The sequence below is a fragment of the Chryseobacterium sp. SIMBA_028 genome (genome assembly GCF_046535285.1).
Classification (GTDB): domain Bacteria; phylum Bacteroidota; class Bacteroidia; order Flavobacteriales; family Weeksellaceae; genus Chryseobacterium.
Genome location: NZ_JAWRWZ010000004.1, coordinates 44,026 through 64,372 on the forward strand (window position 1 = coordinate 44,026; position 20,347 = coordinate 64,372).

General features: G+C 36.0%; 19 protein-coding genes. 9 read left to right on the forward strand and 10 right to left on the reverse strand.

Translation table 11 applies throughout. The annotated features are described in order from the left end of the window. The first annotated feature begins 14 nt into the window (after nt 1-14). The 8 genes from murG (at nt 15) to SCA31_RS06140 (ending at nt 10,086) form a co-directional block, all read left to right on the forward strand. A complete protein-coding gene (gene murG, locus SCA31_RS06105) occupies nt 15-1,112 on the forward strand; it encodes an undecaprenyldiphospho-muramoylpentapeptide beta-N-acetylglucosaminyltransferase (RefSeq protein ID WP_410696033.1) in 1,098 nt (365 codons plus the stop codon). A 75-nt stretch (nt 1,113-1,187) separates the two neighbouring features. Then, nucleotides 1,188-2,546, forward strand: a complete 1,359-nt coding sequence (murC, locus tag SCA31_RS06110; protein ID WP_410696359.1) for a UDP-N-acetylmuramate--L-alanine ligase — start codon at nt 1,188-1,190, stop codon at nt 2,544-2,546. Between the two features lie 65 nt (nt 2,547-2,611). Further along, nucleotides 2,612-3,589 carry a cell division protein FtsQ/DivIB gene (locus SCA31_RS06115; protein ID WP_410696035.1) on the forward strand — a complete coding sequence of 326 codons (978 nt, stop codon included), beginning with the start codon at nt 2,612-2,614 and terminating at the stop codon, nt 3,587-3,589. A gap of 87 nt (nt 3,590-3,676) precedes the next feature. After that, nucleotides 3,677-5,062: a cell division protein FtsA gene (ftsA, locus tag SCA31_RS06120; RefSeq protein ID WP_410696037.1), complete on the forward strand. Its 1,386-nt coding sequence runs from the start codon at nt 3,677-3,679 to the stop codon at nt 5,060-5,062. Nucleotides 5,063-5,140: 78 nt separating this feature from the next. After that, nucleotides 5,141-7,054 carry a cell division protein FtsZ gene (gene ftsZ / locus SCA31_RS06125; RefSeq protein ID WP_410696038.1) on the forward strand — a complete coding sequence of 638 codons (1,914 nt, stop codon included), beginning with the start codon at nt 5,141-5,143 and terminating at the stop codon, nt 7,052-7,054. Between the two features lie 95 nt (nt 7,055-7,149). Further along, nucleotides 7,150-7,596 carry a GatB/YqeY domain-containing protein gene (locus SCA31_RS06130; RefSeq protein ID WP_410696040.1) on the forward strand — a complete coding sequence of 149 codons (447 nt, stop codon included), beginning with the start codon at nt 7,150-7,152 and terminating at the stop codon, nt 7,594-7,596. Between the two features lie 458 nt (nt 7,597-8,054). Next, nucleotides 8,055-8,465 (forward strand): BrxA/BrxB family bacilliredoxin, encoded by a 411-nt coding sequence (locus SCA31_RS06135; RefSeq protein WP_410696042.1) that lies wholly within the window; start codon nt 8,055-8,057, stop codon nt 8,463-8,465. Between the two features lie 106 nt (nt 8,466-8,571). Further along, on the forward strand, nt 8,572-10,086 hold the full coding sequence (locus SCA31_RS06140) for a GH3 auxin-responsive promoter family protein (RefSeq protein WP_410696044.1): 1,515 nt from the start codon (nt 8,572-8,574) through the stop codon (nt 10,084-10,086). Between the two features lie 100 nt (nt 10,087-10,186). Here SCA31_RS06140 and SCA31_RS06145 read toward each other — a convergent pair whose 3' ends face one another. The 10 genes from SCA31_RS06145 to SCA31_RS06190 all read right to left on the reverse strand — a co-directional run bounded on the left by SCA31_RS06145 (nt 10,187) and on the right by SCA31_RS06190 (nt 19,486). Beyond that, nucleotides 10,187-10,633, reverse strand: coding sequence for a hypothetical protein (locus tag SCA31_RS06145; protein ID WP_410696046.1), 447 nt, complete (start codon nt 10,631-10,633; stop codon nt 10,187-10,189). A gap of 24 nt (nt 10,634-10,657) precedes the next feature. Next, nucleotides 10,658-11,020 (reverse strand): hypothetical protein, encoded by a 363-nt coding sequence (locus tag SCA31_RS06150; protein WP_410696048.1) that lies wholly within the window; start codon nt 11,018-11,020, stop codon nt 10,658-10,660. A gap of 4 nt (nt 11,021-11,024) precedes the next feature. Continuing rightward, nucleotides 11,025-11,996, reverse strand: coding sequence for an endonuclease/exonuclease/phosphatase family protein (locus tag SCA31_RS06155; RefSeq protein ID WP_410696050.1), 972 nt, complete (start codon nt 11,994-11,996; stop codon nt 11,025-11,027). Nucleotides 11,997-12,070: 74 nt separating this feature from the next. Next, complete coding sequence (locus SCA31_RS06160) at nt 12,071-13,060, reverse strand: endonuclease/exonuclease/phosphatase family protein (RefSeq protein ID WP_410696052.1); 990 nt, start codon at nt 13,058-13,060, stop codon at nt 12,071-12,073. Nucleotides 13,061-13,069: 9 nt separating this feature from the next. Further along, complete coding sequence (locus tag SCA31_RS06165; RefSeq protein WP_410696054.1) at nt 13,070-13,798, reverse strand: rhomboid family intramembrane serine protease; 729 nt, start codon at nt 13,796-13,798, stop codon at nt 13,070-13,072. A gap of 5 nt (nt 13,799-13,803) precedes the next feature. After that, entirely contained in the window at nt 13,804-15,591 is a 1,788-nt protein-coding gene (gene mutL / locus SCA31_RS06170) for a DNA mismatch repair endonuclease MutL (RefSeq protein WP_410696056.1), read from the reverse strand. 240 nt (nt 15,592-15,831) lie between these two features. Further along, complete coding sequence (locus tag SCA31_RS06175; protein WP_410696058.1) at nt 15,832-16,659, reverse strand: YoaK family protein; 828 nt, start codon at nt 16,657-16,659, stop codon at nt 15,832-15,834. Nucleotides 16,660-16,690: 31 nt separating this feature from the next. Beyond that, nucleotides 16,691-17,185 carry a hypothetical protein gene (locus SCA31_RS06180; RefSeq protein ID WP_410696060.1) on the reverse strand — a complete coding sequence of 165 codons (495 nt, stop codon included), beginning with the start codon at nt 17,183-17,185 and terminating at the stop codon, nt 16,691-16,693. Between the two features lie 186 nt (nt 17,186-17,371). After that, nucleotides 17,372-18,775: an ATP-binding protein gene (locus SCA31_RS06185; protein WP_410696062.1), complete on the reverse strand. Its 1,404-nt coding sequence runs from the start codon at nt 18,773-18,775 to the stop codon at nt 17,372-17,374. A 3-nt stretch (nt 18,776-18,778) separates the two neighbouring features. Beyond that, nucleotides 18,779-19,486 (reverse strand): response regulator transcription factor, encoded by a 708-nt coding sequence (locus SCA31_RS06190; RefSeq protein ID WP_410696064.1) that lies wholly within the window; start codon nt 19,484-19,486, stop codon nt 18,779-18,781. Nucleotides 19,487-19,706: 220 nt separating this feature from the next. Between SCA31_RS06190 and SCA31_RS06195 the strand changes: the two genes are divergently transcribed. Next, nucleotides 19,707-20,276: a helix-turn-helix domain-containing protein gene (locus SCA31_RS06195; protein ID WP_106917738.1), complete on the forward strand. Its 570-nt coding sequence runs from the start codon at nt 19,707-19,709 to the stop codon at nt 20,274-20,276. The last annotated feature ends 71 nt before the right edge of the window (nt 20,277-20,347 follow it).

The following is a 20,347-nucleotide window of genomic DNA, read 5'->3' on the forward strand; positions in this document are numbered from 1 at the left end:
ATCCCATTATTTAAATGAGCAAAAAACTAAAAATATTATTATCAGGCGGAGGAACAGGAGGACATATCTTCCCTGCCATCGCTATCGCTGATGAAATCAAGAAAAGATTTCCTGATGCAGAATTTTTGTTCATTGGAGCCAACGGAAAAATGGAAATGGAAAAAGTTCCTCAAGCTGGCTACAAAATAGAAGGGATAGATATCGCCGGAATTGACAGAGGAAACCTATTATCCAATTTGGGGTTACCTTTCAAGATTCTGAAAAGTTTATCAAAGTCAAAAAAGATCATTAAAAACTTTGCTCCGGATTTTGCCGTTGGAACAGGTGGTTTTGCAAGTGGGCCTGCTTTGTATGAGGCAAGTAAATTGGGAATTCCAATTTTTATTCAGGAACAGAACGCTCATGCAGGAGTAACCAATAAAATCCTAAGTAAAAAAGCAAGAGCTGTTTTTACAGCCTATCCAAAAGTAGAAGGTTTTCCGGCAGAAAAAATTAAGTTTCTGGGCAATCCTATTCGTGAAAACATTATTTCAGGAATGCAGGAAACCATCCAGGCAAAAGAAAAAATGGGATTAAATAAAGACAAGCTTACGATTCTTTCTGTAGGTGGATCTTTAGGTTCCAGAACGTTGAATAACGCCTGGAAATCTCATTTAAAAGAAATTTTAGACAAAAATTATCAACTCATCTGGCAAACAGGAAAGCTTGATTATCAAGATATTTTAGAAGAAACAAAAGATACGGAAACCAGAAATATTCAGATCCTTGAATTTATCAAAGACATGGAACTGGCTTATTCCGCAGCCGATATCATCGTTTCAAGAGCTGGAGCCATTGCCATTTCAGAGCTGGCAGTAGCCCAAAAACCAGTGTTATTGGTTCCTTTCCCTTTTGCTGCAGAAGATCATCAAACTAAAAATGCCATGAACCTGGTTGAAAAAAATGCAGCCAGAATGGTAAAAGACTCTGAAATGCAGGAAAAATTTTGGAATACATTATCAGAAATCTGCGAAAAAGAAAGTGTAAGAAAGGAAATGTCCGACAATCTGAAATATTTTGCCAAGCCAAATGCAGCAAAAGAGATTGTAGACGAGATATTTAAATTAATGTAAAAAGTAAAATTGTAAAATGTATTAATGGAAAACATAAATACTTTTTACATGAATACATCAATACAAGCAAAAAGAATGAGCAATTTAGAAACATATCAAAATTTTTACTTCGTTGGAATCGGAGGTATTGGAATGAGTGCATTAGCGCGTTATTTCCATGCATCCGGAAAAAATGTACTGGGCTATGATAAGACCAATACCAAGCTTACTCAAAATCTAATGAACGAAGGAATTGATATTGTATTCGAAGATCTTATTGACGAAAAAATCACTTCTCTTCAAAAAGAAAATACATTGATAATCTACACTCCCGCTATCAAAACGCTTGGAATTTTAGACCACTTCAATGACAATCAGTTTGAGATCTTAAAACGGGCAAAAGTGTTAGGATTAATCACAGAAAACACAGACTGTATTGCTGTAGCAGGAACCCACGGAAAAACAACAACCTCTACCCTGGTTTCTCACTTATGCAAAGAAGTTAATTTGCCTTTTTCATGCTTTTTAGGAGGTATTTCTGAAAACTTTAAATCAAACTTTCTATACAATGGTTCCACTTACTCCGTAGTAGAAGCAGATGAATATGACAGAAGCTTCCTGAACCTTTCTCCGGATTGGGCAGTAGTGACCTCTACTGATGCGGACCATTTGGATATTTACGGTGATAAGAGCCACATTGAAGAAGGGTTCAAACAATTTGCAGCACTTGTTCCGGAAGATAAAAAGCTATTTGTAAGAAAAGGAGTTGAAATTGGCAGAGGGCATCAAACCTACGCCGTGAATGAAAAGGCAGACTATTACTCAGACAACCTGCGTATGGATCATGATAAGATTTATTTTGACTTCCATACTCCAACAGAAACTATAAAAGATTTTGTTTGGGAAATCCCGGGAATCCATAATGTAGAAAATGCAACAGTAGCATTGGCTATTTTACACAATTTGGGCGCAGATTTTGATACGCTGAAAAAAGCAATCGCCAATTTTAAAGGAATTAAGAGAAGATATACCAAGCATATTTACGAAAACGGTAAAATTTACATTGATGACTATGCCCACCATCCAACAGAGATTAATGCTGTAGTAGGTTCTATCAAAACTTTTTATCCGGATAAAAAATTATTAGTTGTTTTCCAACCCCATTTGTTCAGTAGAACAAGAGATTTTGCGGATGGATTTGCAGAAAGTCTTAGCAAGGCAGAAGAATTGATTTTAATGGATATCTATCCGGCAAGAGAACTTCAGGAGAATTTTGAAGGAATAACTTCAACCTGGCTGTTGGAAAAAGTAAAATTAGATAAAAAAGAAGTATCGAATTTATCCGATGCTTTTGAAAAAATAAAAGAAAAAGATTTTGATATCCTCCTTACAGTAGGTGCAGGAAACATTGATACCCTGTATGATCCTATTTGTGAATGGATGAGTAAATTATAAAAAATAATAATGTGTTTACGTATTCATGAATACGTTTTACATAAATACATGAATACAAAAAATGTATGAAAAATAAGTACAGAATATTAAAAATTGTTGTCACGGTAATCATCTTAGGATTGTTGCTGAGTTTCTCATTGAAGAGATTCGGCCGCCTGCAGATTACTGACAATAAGATTTCTGTAAAAATGAATGAAAAAACTCCGGTTTACTTCGTTGATGAAAAGGATATTAGGGAGATTGTAAAAAAGGAAAACCCATCAGGAAAAGTTGGGGAGCTTAATATTCCCGCTTTAGAAAAAAAGATCAATTCTCTTCCTGCCGTAGACAGTGCTAATGTCTACTTAAACTTAAACGGAAAACTGAATCTGGATATCAAGCAGAGAGTTCCCGTTTTCAGACTCAATAAAGACGGAAAAGATTTCTATGTGGATGAGAAAGGAGTTGAATTTCCTATTTCAAAAACATATTCGCATCCATGTATGCTGGTTACAGGAAATGTACAGCCAGAGGAATATGAGAAACTGGCAGAATTGGTCGGAAAAATTGACAAAGATGATTTCAGCAAGAAATTCTTCATTGGAATTTCAAAATATAAAGAAAGCTACAATCTTCTGACAAGCGAGGGAAATTACAGGGTAGAGATCGGGGATTTGGATAATATTGATTTTAAAGTAAAAGGATTTAAAACCTTTGTAGAAAAATATCTGGTATATCAGGATCCTCAAAAGTACAATATGGTTTCTGTAAAATATCAAAACCAGATTGTAACCACCCTAAACCCTTATTTCAAGGAAAACGACAGTATCCTGAAAGCAGGGAAACAGGAATTGGCTAAAGTTCCGAACTCAATGGCAACCACAAAAAAAACGGAAGCCAAGCCAAAGGCAACAGAAGTAAAAAAAACAAGTACAGCTTCGGCAAAACCGAAAGAAAGCACAAAACCGAAAACACAACAAAAGGAAATAAAAAAAACAGATAAAAAAACAACGGCCCCGGCACAGTCCAAGCCAAAGTCGAAATCAAAGGTGAAAATAGAATAAAAAAGTTCAAAGGAACAGTTTAACACAAAGTAGGATATAATCCTAAATTATAGAGAAAAAGTAGAAAAAAATCAAATCGATATAAAAATGGAAAATCAAGAGTATTCAGTAGGTCTGGACATCGGGACAACAAAGATAGTCGCGATTGTCGGAAGAAGGAATGCACACGGGAAAATAGAAGTTCTCGGTGTAGGAAAAGCTAAAAGTCTTGGTGTTCATAAAGGTATTGTGAATAATATTTCACAAACTATTAATTCAATCAAGGCCGCAGTTTCCGAAGCACAATCCAGTGCTGGAGTTCCTATCCGCAAAGTTACGGTAGGTATTGCAGGAAAACATATTCGTTCTCTGCAGCATTCCGATTATATTATGCGTGAACATCCAGATAAGTTCATTACAGATGATGACATTGAAGCGTTAAAAGATCAGGTCAAGAAGCTGGTTATGCTTCCTGGAGAAGAAATTATCCATGTCCTTCCACAAGAATATAAAGTAGATTCCGAAGGTGAGATTCAAGAACCTGTAGGAATGCACGGTAAGCGTTTAGAAGCTAACTTCCACGTTGTAGTTGGGCAGATGGGAAGCATCAGAAATATAGCAAGATGCGTTCGTGAAGCCGGACTAGAAATGGAGGCCCTTACCTTGGAGCCCTTAGCATCTTCTGAAGCCGTTCTTACCAAAGAAGAAAAAGAAGCAGGAGTAGCAATAGTTGATATTGGTGGTGGTACCACAGATATTGCTATCTTTAAAGATAATATCATCCGTCATACCTGTGTTATTCCTTACGGGGGCGGAATTATTACCGAAGATATCAAAGAAGGTTGTTCTATTATTGAAAAACATGCTGAACAATTGAAAGTAAAATTCGGTTCGGCTGTGCCAGAATTAGAAAAAGACAGTACTTTTGTAACAATTCCGGGGCTTCACGGCCGTCCAGACAAAGAAATTTCTTTAAAAACCCTTGCTCAGATTATCAATGCAAGAGTAGAAGAAGTTTTGGAAATGGTCAACACAGAATTGAAAGCTTATGGAGCTTTTGAGCAAAAGAAAAAACTGATTGCAGGAATCGTATTGACTGGTGGTGGTTCAAACCTGAAACACCTTCGTCAGCTAGCCAATTATACAACAGGTTTTGATAGCAGAATCGGTTTTGCAAATGAATATATTGCCAACGATAAGAATCAGTACCTGAAAGGCCCTGAATTTGCTACGTCTATTGGATTACTGATGGAGAGTTTAAAGATCAGAGACAAGAGGCTGAATATTGACGAAGAAGTGGAACAAGTTGTAAATGAGCAGCCTAAACCTGAGACTACATCCGTACAGGCAGAAACTGTTCAGCCAATTCAGCAAACAGCACCCGTTCAGGAACAACCTGTTTCCGATCAGAAACAGGAAAATAGAAGAGCGAAATTGACCTTTGGACAGTCGCTTATGGAAAAAGTAAAAAAATTCTTTGAAGAAGTAGAATAAAGTATAAATGATAGATGATAACCGGTAATTGACTTATCAAACATCACTCATCATTCATCAATTATTAAAAGTATAGTTATGGAAAATATAGGTACACAAGGATTTTCATTTGATCTACCAAAAGGGAATTCATCCATCATAAAAGTAATCGGTGTAGGAGGCGGTGGAAACAACGCCCTAAAGCACATGTACGAAAAAGGAATTCATGGAGTTGACTTCGTGGTATGTAATACAGATGCTCAAACTCTAGATAATAACCCCGTTGCCAATAAAGTTCAGTTAGGAACTTCCATCACGGAAGGTCTTGGAGCTGGTGCCGATCCTGAAGTAGGAGAAAAATCAGCAATCGAAAGTATTGAAGATATTAAGGCAGCTATGGGACAGAACACAAAAATGGTGTTCATTACTGCCGGAATGGGTGGTGGTACCGGTACCGGAGCGGCTCCTGTCATTGCTAAAGTAGCAAAGGATATGGGGATCTTAACAGTAGGTATCGTTACGGTTCCTTTCAGCTTTGAAGGAAAAAGAAGACTGGAACAGGCAGAAAACGGTCTTGAAAAATTAAAAAACAACGTTGATTCATTAATTGTAATCAATAACGATAAATTAAGACAGCAATTCGGAAACCTTGGATTTAAGCAGGGATTCTCAAAAGCGGATGAAGTATTAGCCAATGCAGCCAAAGGAATGGCAGAGGTTATTACAGGTTACTTTGATGTAAACATTGACTTTAGAGATGCTAAATCTGTACTTCAGAACTCTGGTACAGCGCTGATGTCTACAGGAACAGCTTCAGGCGAAAACAAGGCAGAAGAGGCAGTAAGAAAGGCTCTTGATTCTCCATTGTTGAATGACAATAAAATTACAGGTGCTAAAAATGTACTATTGCTAATCAGAAGTGGTGCAGAAGAGGTAACAATGGACGAAATTGGTATCATTATGGACCACATCCAGAAAGAAGCAGGAAATACTGCAGACATCATTTTTGGAGTGGGTGCTGATGAAGAATTAGGAGATGCAGTAAGCGTTCTTGTTATCGCTACCGGATTTTCTAATGATAATAAGAAATTCTCTGGTCCTACAGAAAAAATCAGAATCAGTCTTAATGACAGTTTTGAAACTCCAAAATCTTCTCCTTTTAAAACAAGAGAAGAAAGAGCATCAACTCCTGAAACGACACATGATTTTGGAGGAAAAAATCTTTTCAGATTAGATGATGAAGACCATGATACTCCCAAGTTCAATATGGCATCTACTGAAAAAAAAATGATTATTGAAGAGGAGGAAATCAGAACTGAAATAAAATTCTTTGATAAAGAGGAAAATACAGTAAATACACCTGAACAGGAATGGAGAAATGAAGACGAAGAGGGGCAGGATGCTTTCAGCCTATTCTCTATTGATGATGAAGACGAAGATCCAAATGATTTGGAAATTCAGTCTTTCTCATTTGATTTTGAAAATAAAAAAGATGAGCCTCAATCAGGGAATACATTCAACAATTCTTCTTCACAAGAAAAACCTGTTGAATTCAGCTTCTTTGTAAACGAACCTGTTAGAAATGAGCCTAAGACAGATTTTGGACAGCCTAAAGCTGAGTTTAATGCTCCGGTAAGTGCTGTTGTAGAACCTGCTCAAAAGATAGAGACATTCTACCAAAAAGAAGAGCCTAGGACTGAAACAAGACCTTCTTTTGAAACCAAAACAGAAATAGAAACTCCAAAAACTGAAGAATCTGAATTCACATTCGTGAATAAAACGATTGATCAGGACAGAGTAATAGAAAGAAGAAATAAACTAAAAGAATTCAATTCTCGCTATCAAAGCTTTGACAGCACAAGCGAATTCGAGTCTATTCCTGCTTTCAAAAGAAAAAATATTTCGATTGACGGAACCAATGCATCAGACCAGAATATCAATACTTATATGTCTGACAACAATGGTTCTATGCAGATTAGAGAAAATAGATTCTTGAATAAAGACGTAGACTAAAATAAAATAACAATGTACCAATTTAATAATGTAACTATTCTGTTCATTTTATAATTGGTACATTGATATACTATTCCATTGGTAAATTAATTAAAATGAGTTTAGAAAATATAATAAGTGACGCAATAAAAACAGCCATGAGAGAAAAGGACAGAGTTGCCTTGGATTCTCTGCGTGCTGTAAAGTCTCAAATTCTTCTTTTAAAAACCGAAGCCAGAGGTGCTGAAGTTTCTGCAGAGCAGGAAATTGCTATTCTTCAGAGAATGATTAAGCAGCGTAAAGACTCTTTTGAACAGTTCTCTGCTCAAGGGAGACAAGACCTTGCTGAAGTAGAAGAAGCTCAAATGAAAGTAATTGAGAAGTTTTTACCAAAACAACTTTCAGCAGAAGAATTAGAAACAGAAATTAAAACTATAATTTCTGAAACCGGTGCTGAATCCATTAAGGATTTAGGAAAGGTAATGGGAGCAGCCTCAAAAGCATTAGCCGGAAAATCAGACGGAAAAAGTATTTCCGAGATGGTTAAGAAGCTCCTTTCATAATGCGGTTCGGGTTTCGGGCTTCAGAATCATTCTGAACCTCGCAAGCACGTATCTCACACCCTAACTAAGGATATACAACCTTTGCATATCGATTTGATTAAAGAAGCCCGGGACTTTTGAGTCTCGGGCTTCATTTTTGTGGGTATTCCAGTGTGTTATTCTGTTTTGAATAAAATTGAAAAAAAAGATAGCTTATTACCCTATTTGAGTAGAGAATAAGTGGCTGATTGCTTGAGGGAAAGCCTTAAATGTTTTTTTCATGGTCGTTTGTTTTTCAGAATCATTTCAAATTTAATAATTATATTTTATTATTCCTAATTTTAATTCACATTTTTATGAATATTGTTATATTATTAATATTCAATTAATTTTATATTGACTAATCCATTGATAGTTTTTATGTATTGAACAAACGTAAAGAAATGTTTAACTTTGTAGCGATAAAAAAAACAAAATATATGTATCCAACAGATTTAGTAATGCCCATGAAGGCTGAACTTACAGATAAAGGTTTTCAAGATTTAACATCTCCTGCACAGGTAGAAGAGGCGTTAAAGCAGTCTGGAACTACATTATTGGTGATCAACTCCGTATGCGGATGCGCTGCAGGAGCTGCAAGACCAGGAGTAGTTTACTCTTTGACTGGAGATAAAAAACCTGATCATTTAACAACTGTATTTGCAGGATTTGATACAGAAGCTGTAGCTGAGGCAAGAAAACACCTTGCTCCTTTTCCTCCAAGCTCACCTTGTGTAGCACTTTTCAAGGATGGTGAATTGGTTCACATGTTGGAAAGACACCACATCGAAGGAAACCCTGCGGGAGCTATTGCAGCAAACCTTCAGGCAGCTTATGACGAGTACTGTTAAGAAACAATAAACTCAATATTAAACCGTTACAAATTTTGTAACGGTTTTTTTATTTAACCTTACAAAAAAATTCTCTAAACATTCAAATATCATTATATTTGTTGGAATGGCAACCAAGGCACTTTTCAATACTGTGGTCAACTGGTTCATCCGTCAAAGGATAGACCAGATTCAAAATTTCATGGATCATCCCATTGAAACACAGAAAGGTATATTGTTTTCTCAACTGTTTCATGCAGAGGATACAGAATATGGCAAACTGCATGGATTCAATTCTATTTCAAGTTATCAGGATTTTAAAAATAAGGTTCCCATCGTTACCTATGAAGATTTTGAGCCTTATATTGAAAGGGCACGTCAGGGGCACAAGGACGTAAGCTGGCCTGGACTGATTAAACATTTTGCTAAATCATCGGGAACAACTAATGCAAGAAGCAAATTTATTCCTATTTCAGCTGAAAGTCTTGAATATTGTCACATGAAAGCTGGAAAAGATATGGTTTCCATCTATGCCAATAATCACCCTGAAAATCAACTTTTTAATTATAAAAATTTACGCCTAGGCGGAAGTTCGGAACTGTATGCTGATTTTAACACAAAATTTGGCGACTTATCTGCTATTTTAATTGATAATCTCCCATTTTGGGTAGAAATAACCACCACTCCAAGCAAGAAAGTTTCTTTGATGGGAGAATGGGAAAGCAAATTGAAAGCGATTACTTCGGAAGTAAAAAATGAGGATGTAGGGAGTATTTTGGGAGTACCTAGCTGGATGATGGTTCTTTTACAACGAGTATTAAAGGAAACCAGTGTAGGGAGTATTTCTGAACTGTGGCCTAATTTGGAGGTCTTTTTCCATGGTGGAATCAGCTTTAAGCCCTATAAGGAACAATACAAGCAAATCATCGGAAAAAACATCAATTATTACGAAATCTACAACGCATCGGAGGGATTCTTTGGAATACAGGACAGGTCCAATAGTGACGAGATGCTTCTGATGTTGGATTATGGTATATTCTATGAGTTTATCCCAATGGATCAGTTTCATTTTTCAAATCCAAAGGTTGTAAGTCTGGAAGATGTAGAAGTTGGCAAAAACTATGCTATGGTTATCACGACTAACGGTGGGCTATGGAGATACCTGATTGGAGATACTGTTGTATTTACATCAACAAACCCTTTCAGAATAAAAATAACGGGAAGAACCAAGCATTACATCAATGCTTTTGGGGAAGAACTGATGATTACCAATGTAGAAGCCGCCCTTTCAAAAGCTTGTGAGAGTACAGGGGCACAGATTACTGACTTTACTGGGGCTCCGGTCTTTATGAAAAACAATGAAGGGGGTGCTCACGAATGGATCTTTGAGTTCAGCCAATATCCGGACAATCTGGATAACTTTATTGATGCTTTTGATCAACATTTAAAGATCATCAATTCGGATTACGAAGCAAAAAGGTACAACAATATGGCCCTGAGAAGACCTATTGTACATATTGCAAAAGATAATTTATTCTACCATTGGCTGGAATCCAAGGGAAAACTTGGCGGCCAGAACAAGGTACCAAGATTAAGTAATGACAGGGAATATATAGAACCGTTGTTAGAGCTTAATAAATAAAAGTTATTACAGTCTTAAAAACGTTTAATTTCTTTTTATTGATAGATTACCCTTATTAAAAAAATAAAACCCGCAGTTAAAATTTAACTGCGGGTTTATCTTATTTGCTTAAATCTTCTTTTAATTTTTTAGCAGCATCTTCTACTTTTGCGGCTCCTTTTCTTGCGGCATCTTTTGCATCTTTTCCTGCTTCCTGAGCTCCGCTTTTAATATCTTTTCCTACTTTGTTGGCCTCCGTTTTAATGTCCTGCCCTGCTTTATTAAGATCCTGTTTGGTTTTATCCGCAGTGGCATCAATTTTATCTTTAGCCTTTTGGGCCGCATTGTCAATCTTATTTCCGGCCTGATCTAATTTTTCATTTACATTCTCCTTAGCTTCATTCACTTTTGCCGAGTCAACAATGTGAGGAGATGTTTCTGAAACTGTTGTAGTTGTGGTAGTAACTGTTCCATCAGTATTTTCTACCTGCTCTGTTTTTGTTGTTGATTTTGTACAAGCAACAGTGAATATAGAAATCACTACTGCTGCAAGAATTTGTTTTTTCATATTGTATATTTTAGGAATGTTTTTTTATTCTGTTTTGGTTTCTTTTACTGGAGTAGCTTCAGAAGTTTTCTTCTTTTTTTCCGCATCGGTTTTTTTCTTTTCTTCCCCTGCCTTCTCTTTAGTCTCTTTCTCTAGCTCTGCCTTAAGCTTTTTTTCTTCTTCCTGAGCCTTTTTAACCTGCTTTACAGAGTCTAAGTATTCAGGAGATGACATTCTGATCTTACGGGCAATATCCACTGAAACAGCTCCTGTTGAAAAGGAATCCACTGCAGTGGTATCATAACGAACTTTAATTTCCTGCTCAGCATTAACGTCGGGCGTTTCTTTCTTTGAGCATGCTGTAAGCAGAATGATAAAAATAAAAATTGCAGGCAGTAAATTTTTCATGGAACTAATTTAGCAGAAATTCTGCAATTACAGGATAATGATCCGATAATTTCACAGATTGATCTACTTTATAACTCAAGGGAATGATTGATTTTGAACTGAAGATATAATCAATTCTTAAAGGAACTTTATAATCATGAAAACTACTTGCACTCCCTTTTCCTGCTGTTAAAAACGCATCCTGAAGATCTCTTCCCAGGCTGTAATACTCATAGGAATTGGGGACAGAATTAAAATCTCCTGCTAAAATTACAGGATAAGGTGAAAAGTCAATAACCTTTCTAATCTTTTTGATCTGATCTTCATGAGCTTGGAACGTAGGAATCATACGGGAAAGAAGTGTTGAAACATTTCCTATTCCCAGACCATCTAATTTTGTAAACATGGTTTTATGAAGTCGGAAAGGCTCAAGATAAACATTCACAATTCTTATAATTTTCCCATTGATATCCACGTCTGCATAGAATGAATTTCCTCGTGAATTATCCTCAATGATCTCTGCTTGTCTTACAATCTTATGTTTTGTTTTAAGAATGACTGAGGGATATTTTACAAGATCCTGTCTTAAGGCACGGTTAGTATCCTTTTCCTGTACCAAAATAATATCCGGATCCTGTTCTTTGATATAGTTTTTAACCTTATCCCATCCGTAGTCACCATATTTTACATTAAAGGTTAAAACCTTGATATCACGTATTGTTTTTATGTTCTCTGTTTTGGGAGAAAAATTGATCCACCGTCTTATTGGGTTGTAAAAAACCAAAGTACCCAAGGCAAAGGCAATCGCAATTTTTTGTTTTTTAAAAGCCCAGATTAGTGTAAGAAGTAAGTGTGCCAATATCAGATAGGGAAAACCAAGAGAAAGAAGATTAAGATTCCCCAAAAGGTTAGGAGGAACCCATGCATTTCCCAACGTGCATAAGAGCAAAACGGCAACGGCAATATGTATAAATAGTAATATCTGATTCGACTTCATGAAAAAACGGTCTTGGTACGGATGTTTTTAAGCAAAAACCCTACCAAGCAGTCAAACATTAACTATTTTTATGATTATTTGTCGCTTACTGAAAATTTTGAAATGACAGGATAATGATCTGAAAGACTGACAGAACGGTCAACGACATAGGAAATAGCCTTTAATGATTTTGAAGAAAAAACATAGTCAATCCTTATAGGAAATTTATAATCGTGAAAGCTGGTTGCGCTTCCTCTTCCCGCTGTTAAGAATGCATCATCAAGACCCTCTGACAAATGATAATATTCATAAGAATTAGGAACAGAATTGAAATCTCCAGCTACAATAACAGGATATGGGGAGCTTTCAATAGCGCTTCTGATAAATCCAATCTGATCCTGATGTTTTTTAAAGGTTGGAATAAGCCTTTTTACAACGTCTTTTACTTTTTGTTCATTATCCTCTGTGTTTCCGTTAAGGCTTACCATTTCTCTTTCAAATTGAAACGGATGAAGGTATACATCAATAAATCTATAGACTTTCCCTTTTATTTCGATATCAACCTGAATAGCAGGAACCCTTTCTTTATCATTCGATTCTATTATTTTCTCCCCGATTACTTTATGCTTGGAAAAAACAGAAAATCCACTTAGAGGACTTACTTTTTTATATCCCTCAAAATCATAACCATCTCCAGCATCTTCTTGTAAGAGGATCACATCTGCATTCTGAGATCTAAGATATTTTTCTACTTCCAGACGTCCTAAAATGCCATTTTTAGTATTAAAAGAAACCATTTTTATATCTCCCTCTTCTTTTTTATCGGAAGAAAAATTAACCCATCGTTTTACTGGGTTTATAAAAGCTAGTCCTGCAAACATGAAGACAAAAGCTCTTTTTTTCCAACTGAAAACCCAGAAAACGGTTAATACAATGTAAGAAACGATCAGAATTGGAAAGCCTAGGGAAAGCAAATTAAACCACGGAAATATTTTAGGCGGAATATAGGCGTTTAATAAGGTTCCCAGCAATAGAAAAAGGATTCCCAGATGCAGGATCAAGAGTATAAGTCGGAAAATCTTCACAAAAAAAAATTAATTGAATCTATATAAATGTTTCTTCCAGCTTCTTGCTAAAATCCACCCTACCAAAGCTCCACCAACGTGTGCGAGGTGAGCAATTCCTCCTCCGTTACCTGAAATTCCCAAGTATACGGAAACAACAATGACAATAGGCATCAGGTATTTTACCTTTATGGGAATAGGAATAAACATCATCATAATCTTGGAATCAGGATATAATGTTGCAAAAGCAGCCACTACTCCAAAGATAGCTCCGGAAGCCCCAACCATAGGTGTCGCCACAATACCCTTTAAACTCTCTAACAATTCTTTCTGTTTAAGAACAGCGGCTGTATTTCCACTAAACTCTACACTGGCACCGGAAAGATAAGCTCCTACATTGAAACCTAGTTCCTGCAATTCATTGGAAAGCTGTTGGACTTCCACAAAGTTCCAAAGATTAAAAAGGAAAAAAGCGCCTAAACCACTTAAAAAATACATGATCAGATATCTTCTTTCACCTAATGTTTGCTCAAGAACAGGTCCAAAACTGTATAAAGTCAGCATGTTAAATAAAATATGCATAATGCTTCCATGCATAAACATATGGGTAATGATCTGCCATGAATGGAAAAAGGGAGAGAACGGATAAAAACCGGCCAGATAGCCAATAATCTGATTTCCCATTAAAGAGGTCACAATAAATACTATGACATTGATAATGATAATATTTCTTGTAATTGGCGGTATATTGTTAAACATTTTTTTTAAAATTTGTTTTTAAAATCATTAAACGGAACCTCATAGAAACATCTTTTTCCATCCGGTAAAAACTCGGGGAAACCTAATGCTGTAAAATCCTTGATAACCTGTTCCGCATCTTTTTTATAAATAAAGTCAAATCTTGACTTTGATTGCATCTTACTCCATTGATTATGGTAATATTCCATAAATTCTTCTTCTGTTTTGTATTCCAGAATTTCAAAAAGGTTTTCAAGAAACTTCATCGCCTGCGTTTCTTTTAGCCCCTCAGGAAGAGAGTCTATCCTCAGTACACTTTCATGAGCAATTTTCATGTCAAACCCAAGCTCCGGAAGATATTTTTTGATAGACTGATATTTATTCTTCTCTATCTCGTTCATATGATACTCCAAAGAAAACAAGAGTGCATGACTGTTTGTATTTGATTTTCTGGTTGATTTATTGTTTTCAGAAACCAATAGCCTGTGCATTCTTCCAAGATCCAGCATGAGGGTCATATCACCTTTATTGAAAAGCCAATAGCCGTTGGGAAGCCTCATCAGGTCTTCGTCAAAATCCTCATCTTCAAATAAATTGATCTTTGAAGGCTCTGCAGTAATATTCTGATGATACATTTCCGTAAGGTTCTGAATCTCTTCCGGACGTACGTTTCTCTCTTCCAAAAATGGATTGTAATCTCTGTCTACAATAATCTCTGGCATTTTTATAACACCACTTCCACCCCCATTTCCCTTGCTTGGAATTGGTTTGTTCATCATTTCATCCAATTCCGGATCTCTATCGAAATCAAGGCTTGGAGAAACATTATAAATCCCTAAAGATCTTTTGATTGTAGATCTAAGTAAAGCAAAAATAAGATGCTCATCCTCAAATTTTACTTCTGTTTTCTGTGGATGAATATTCACATCTATTTTTTCCGGATCAAGTTCCAGAAAAAGGAAGAATGACGGAACATATCCTGGTAAAAGAAGTCCCTCAAATGCTTCCTGGACTGCTTTGTTGAAATATGGACTCCTGAAATACCTTCCGTTTACAAAAAGAAACTGTTCTCCTCTGGCTTTCTTTGACCCTTCAGGTTTAGCAACAAATCCATGAAGCTTACACCAGATAATATCTTCCTTTATAGGAATCAAAAGGGGTTGTAATTTTCTTCCAAAAACATCCACAATACGCTGCATCTGACTTCCTTTTCTTAACCTGAAAACAGGTTCATCATCATGAAACAGAGAGAATTCAAGTCCCTCATGCGCCAATGCCACCCGTTGAAATTCATCAATTACATGTCTGAATTCAATATTATTATTTTTAAGGAATTTCCTTCTTGCAGGAACATTATAGAAAAGGTTCTTTACTAAAAAGTTGGAGCCCTCTGCCGTCTGAACCGGGTCTTGAAACTGGAAAACACCACCCTCAATGTAAATATTGGTTCCTATAGAAGAGTCTTTCTGTTTTGTTCTCAGCTCAACCTGTGAAACCGCAGCAATGGAAGCCAACGCTTCTCCACGAAATCCCTTGGTAGAGATCTTAAAGATATCTTCTGTTCCTCTGATTTTGGACGTAGCATGCCTTTCAAATGCCAGTCTGGCATCTGTTTCGGACATCCCTTTTCCATCGTCCACCACCTGTATGAGGTTTTTCCCGGAATCTCTGATGATCAGTTCAATTTTCGTTGCATCTGCATCTATAGCGTTTTCCAAAAGTTCTTTCACGATGGATGCAGGTCTCTGCACCACCTCTCCCGCTGCAATTTGGTTCGCTACATGATCCGGTAAAAGCTGAATAATATCTGACATAAAAACGTAAATCAACTTACAAAAATAGTCAATGAAAATGGGAATTAAAACATTAAAACCGTGAATTAATATTTAATTATCAACATTTCAACAATACTCCTTTTTACAAATCCCGTTCCAAACCATTCGCTACAGTTATTTTTCAAATAGAATAACCCCCTATTGTTTTATACCAATAGAGGGTTGATTCACAGCTAGTTTATACAAAAAATAATAGTGAAATTTGCTTTCACCCGATATTTAGTCTTCGAAAGCGAGTTTCCTCTTTTCCTTTCTTTTAGGGATTCCATGGATTTTTTCATACAGATAGGCTAAAAGATTAGGCTTTCTGTAAATCCTGTTGTATCTGTACTTTGTGTTAAAGTGTCGTACATGAATTTTATAGGCATCATATCCGATAACGATCAGAAGACATACACTGATGACATAGAACACTCTGAATTCCAGATAGTAATATGTTAACCCTGAGAAAACAGCTCCCAAAACATAGGCAAGCATAATACTCAATAATAATTTAGCTCTTCCAATCAGTTCTCCGTTTCTTCTATATTTCTTTTGGGTAAACATGGAAACAAGAATTCCCAGGTCCGTTGTTGTTCCGGTAAGGTGGGTTGTTTTCACAGAGAAGTTTGAGATACTTGCCGTTAAACCATTCTGTAATCCTGTTGCAAAAAGCATCAGGGCCACCAAATATTCTGTTTCTTCCAGTGTTTTCTGGTAATAAAACTGTCCATACACTCCCACAAAGAGCAGACATATTATTTCCAGTACAATCGGCATTGAGTGGGCAAAATATTTACTTTTCTTATTAAAGTTGATGACTATAAAGTTGGATAGGAAACTTCCGAAGAAGAATAGAAAAATCCATACTCCAACTACTGCCACTTGTGTCCAGTTACCTTTACTTATTTCTGCAGCCAAAACAGCGTAGTGTCCTGTTACATTGGATGTAAAAGAAAGAAATATGAGTAGGGATGCTATATTTATAGTACCTGCTGTAAATGCAGTCAGCGTCCCCAACCTGATATTGTCTCCCAGTGTCCTGCTGTTACTATAATTTCTTAACATTTTTTTGCTTTTTTAAATTGTTTTTGTGCTTTTAAACCTCCACAAAGATCTCAGCCAGTCTTCCTCTTTCCGGAAGTCTTTCTCTAACCCCAACTGTTATTTCATGAGATGGCAGATCTTTGCAATTTTTGATGTATGGGATAATGTCAAACTTACCTCTACCCTTGCTCTTGATGGATGAAGAATAGTAAGCTTCCTCAATATTTTCAGCTTTCACATACTGGTTGAATGTTCTTTGAAAGCTTCCTGTAAAGACATCACAAATGATTTTATTAACCAGATGGGGGTATTTATTCTTTATAATCCCAAAAGCATCACAGAATTCCTGTGGTCTTATCTTGTTGAAGATTGTTGTTTTCGTATTAAATAAAAGGTCTCTGATGGAATCTCCCGAATCATATCCTGAGGTCAAAAGAATATTATACTGGTTCTGATCCTCGGATGCCTCTTTTTCCTTTAGTACTTTTTTCAATATGTTTAATGACTCAAGAGAGTAATCTGTAGCAATTAAAATTGTTTTAGCCATGTTCTTATTATTTTGTTTTGTGTTGATCTTTTTTGATAATACAAAACTAAAGTGGCCAAATTAGAAGCTCTTTGGAATGGAATTAAAATGTGATTAAAGAGATTAAAATGAGATTAGAAAATTGGAGGTGGGAATTAATATAGGCAACATTGGAGAATGGAAAAATTGCAAACGTTCCTTTTTGTATTAGATATTTTCTCTCTGTGTACTATAGAAGTTTGGGAAGCGCATTTGCACGGTAGTTCCTTGATTTTCATGAGAACTTACGATCAATTCTCCATGGTGCATACGTACAATGTTTCTTGCCAATGGAAGCCCAATTCCATAGCCCTCGTAATTGTTGGTATTGGATGCCCTGAAGAAAGGGTCATAAATTTTGTTCATTTCCTCCTGAGGAATTCCGATACCATTGTCCTTTACGATAATGTAGACATCCGTATCTGTTGCTCCAAGAGAAACTTTCACCTGTTGGAAATTAGAATATTTACAACCATTACTGATAATATTCGCAACAGCAAGATGTAAAAGCTGTTCATTTCCTTGTACTTTCAGTTTTTTAGGATTATCGGGTAGCATACTGATATCCAGATAAATATTGTTTCTGGAATCAATTCTTCTCAGGGTTTCAATAACATCCCAAAGCAGCTGATCTATTCTTACCTTATCCATTTTCTGGATCTTACCATCAAACCCGGTTTGGGCAATCATTAATAAGGCTTTGATCTTTTTATCAAGCTTCTCGGCTTCATCCAGAATAATTTCCAGGGTTTCCTTATATTCCTCAGAGGTTCTGTTGATTGAAAGAGCAACGTCTGCTTCACCCATAATGGAAGTTAAAGGTGTACGAAGCTCGTGGGAAACATTTCCAATCAGATGATTTTGGGTTTCAAAGGAGGTTTCAATCCTGTTAAGCATACCATTAAAGGTGTCTACAAGCTCGTTCAGTTCCTTATTATCGGGTTGTGGCTCTAGTCGAAGGTGAAGATTTTCGGAACTTATTTCCTTTACCTTTCCGGTAATCTTTAAGATGGGCCTAAATAATGTCTTCGAGAGATAAAATGAAAATATCATACTGAAGAACAGTGAAAGAACAATACAGGTAAGCAGTGTTCTTTTCAAAAATCCAAGATAATAGATCACATAATGGTTCTTGGCAGAAGCAATAGCGATATAATCCTTATCATCATACTTAAAGCTCTGACCAATATAGTAGAATTCTTTATCGTTGTAATTATCCTCTCCTTTTCTGATGATGTTTTTGAAAAAATAATCCGGGATGTGAACCTCCTGAGAGATTTTTCTGAAATTGGAATCTGCAGGAACCGCAAAGACATAGTCTTTTTCCATGGGAAGCTCTTCGTCATTCAGACTATTGAGGATATAATTTTCGGGAAGATCAAGATGCTCCTTACTTTTTTCAATCTGAACAATGGTAGTCGTACGGATCTTTAGCAGTTCGTAAAACCTTTGATGTGAAAAATTAACAATTGAAAAGTAAACCAAACCACTGAACAGCAAAATAATGGCGGTAAAAACCAACATTAAAAGCACCATCGTTTTGGTCTGATTTGTCATCACTTTGTTAAACATTCATTACGCTTTTTTCAATACATAACCCATTCCTATTACCGTATGGATCAATTTATTATCATCCTGATTATCCAGTTTTTTCCTTAAATAGTTTACATAAACATCTACCACATTGGTTCCCAGCTCATAGTTTACCCCCCATACTGCATCCAAAATTTCAGCTCTGGAAATTACTTTTTCCGGGTTATTAAGGAAGTATAGCAACAGTTTATATTCAGTAGAAGTAAGTGTGATTTCCTCTCCGCTGCGGGTCACTTTTTTGGTATAATCATTTACTGTAAGATCAGAAAACTGAAATACATGTTCATTATCAGGCTCCGGCTCAGCAATTTCCTGTGGACCATTGTTATTGCTTCTTCTTAAAAGAGATTTTACGCGGGCAACCAGTTCAATAAATTTGAATGGCTTTACCAGATAATCATCACCTCCACTTTCTAATCCAAGAACAATATTTTCTGAAGTTCCTAACGCTGTTAAAAATAAAATCGGAACACTCTGATTGGTTTTTCTGATTTCCTTACACACATCCAACCCATTCATTTCCGGCAGCATAATATCTAAAATTACCAAATCAAAATCGTTCGCCTGTACCAATTGTACACCAGTTCGCCCGTCAAAAGCTACAGAAATTTCATATCCGTTTTCCTGCAGTCCTTTTTTTATAAAAGAAACTACACTGGTTTCGTCTTCGATAAGAATAATTTTTTTCATGAAATGAAATAAGGAGTTTTACAAAAATAAGGAAATTTTATTGGGAAAGTCAAAAACCACCTACGCAAATCCGGGATTTTACCTCTTTGCATTTCTAATTTTATACCTCAACAATAATTTTAAATGAATTGATCCTGCACACTATACAATCTATATAGAATAGTATTACCTTTGTCTTTCATATAATGACGAAAATAATTTAGGTTAAATTGAATACAGCATGAATGACTTTTTAATAGGTATCGGTAAGAGATTAAAGGATATTAGAAAAAAGAATAATTTAACCATTAATGAACTGGCTTTCAAAGCCAATGTAAGTAACGGGCTTGTTTCCCGTATCGAAAATGGCAGAACCATTCCCTCCCTTCCTGTTTTACTCGATCTTATTCAGTCTCTGGAAATTGACGCAAGTTATTTCTTTGAAGGGGTTGAGAAAAAGTCCCATGCAAAATTCATTTATGTTCCCAAGGAAAACCAGCAGCTTATAGAAAAAGAAGTGGAAGCTGAGGGTTTCAAGTATATGCACATCTTCAGTAAAAGTCTTCACTCTTTAGGTTTTGAAGCCGTACTGCTTACTCTTGAACCCAATTCAAAAAGAGAAAAGGTCATCACAGATGCCTGGGAGTTTAAATATATATTGAAAGGAGAGGTAAAATACATCATTGATAATGAAGAAATCATCTTAAAAGAGGGGGATTCTCTTTATTTCAACGGAAAGTTTCCACACGTTCCTGTGAGTATCAGCAATGAAAGCTGCGTAATGCTTGTTCTTTACTTCTACACAGCATAAATTCTACATATAGTCTGTTTATTTTTATGTCTTATTTTCTAAAAAGTTTACTATTTGTAAACTTTTGAATT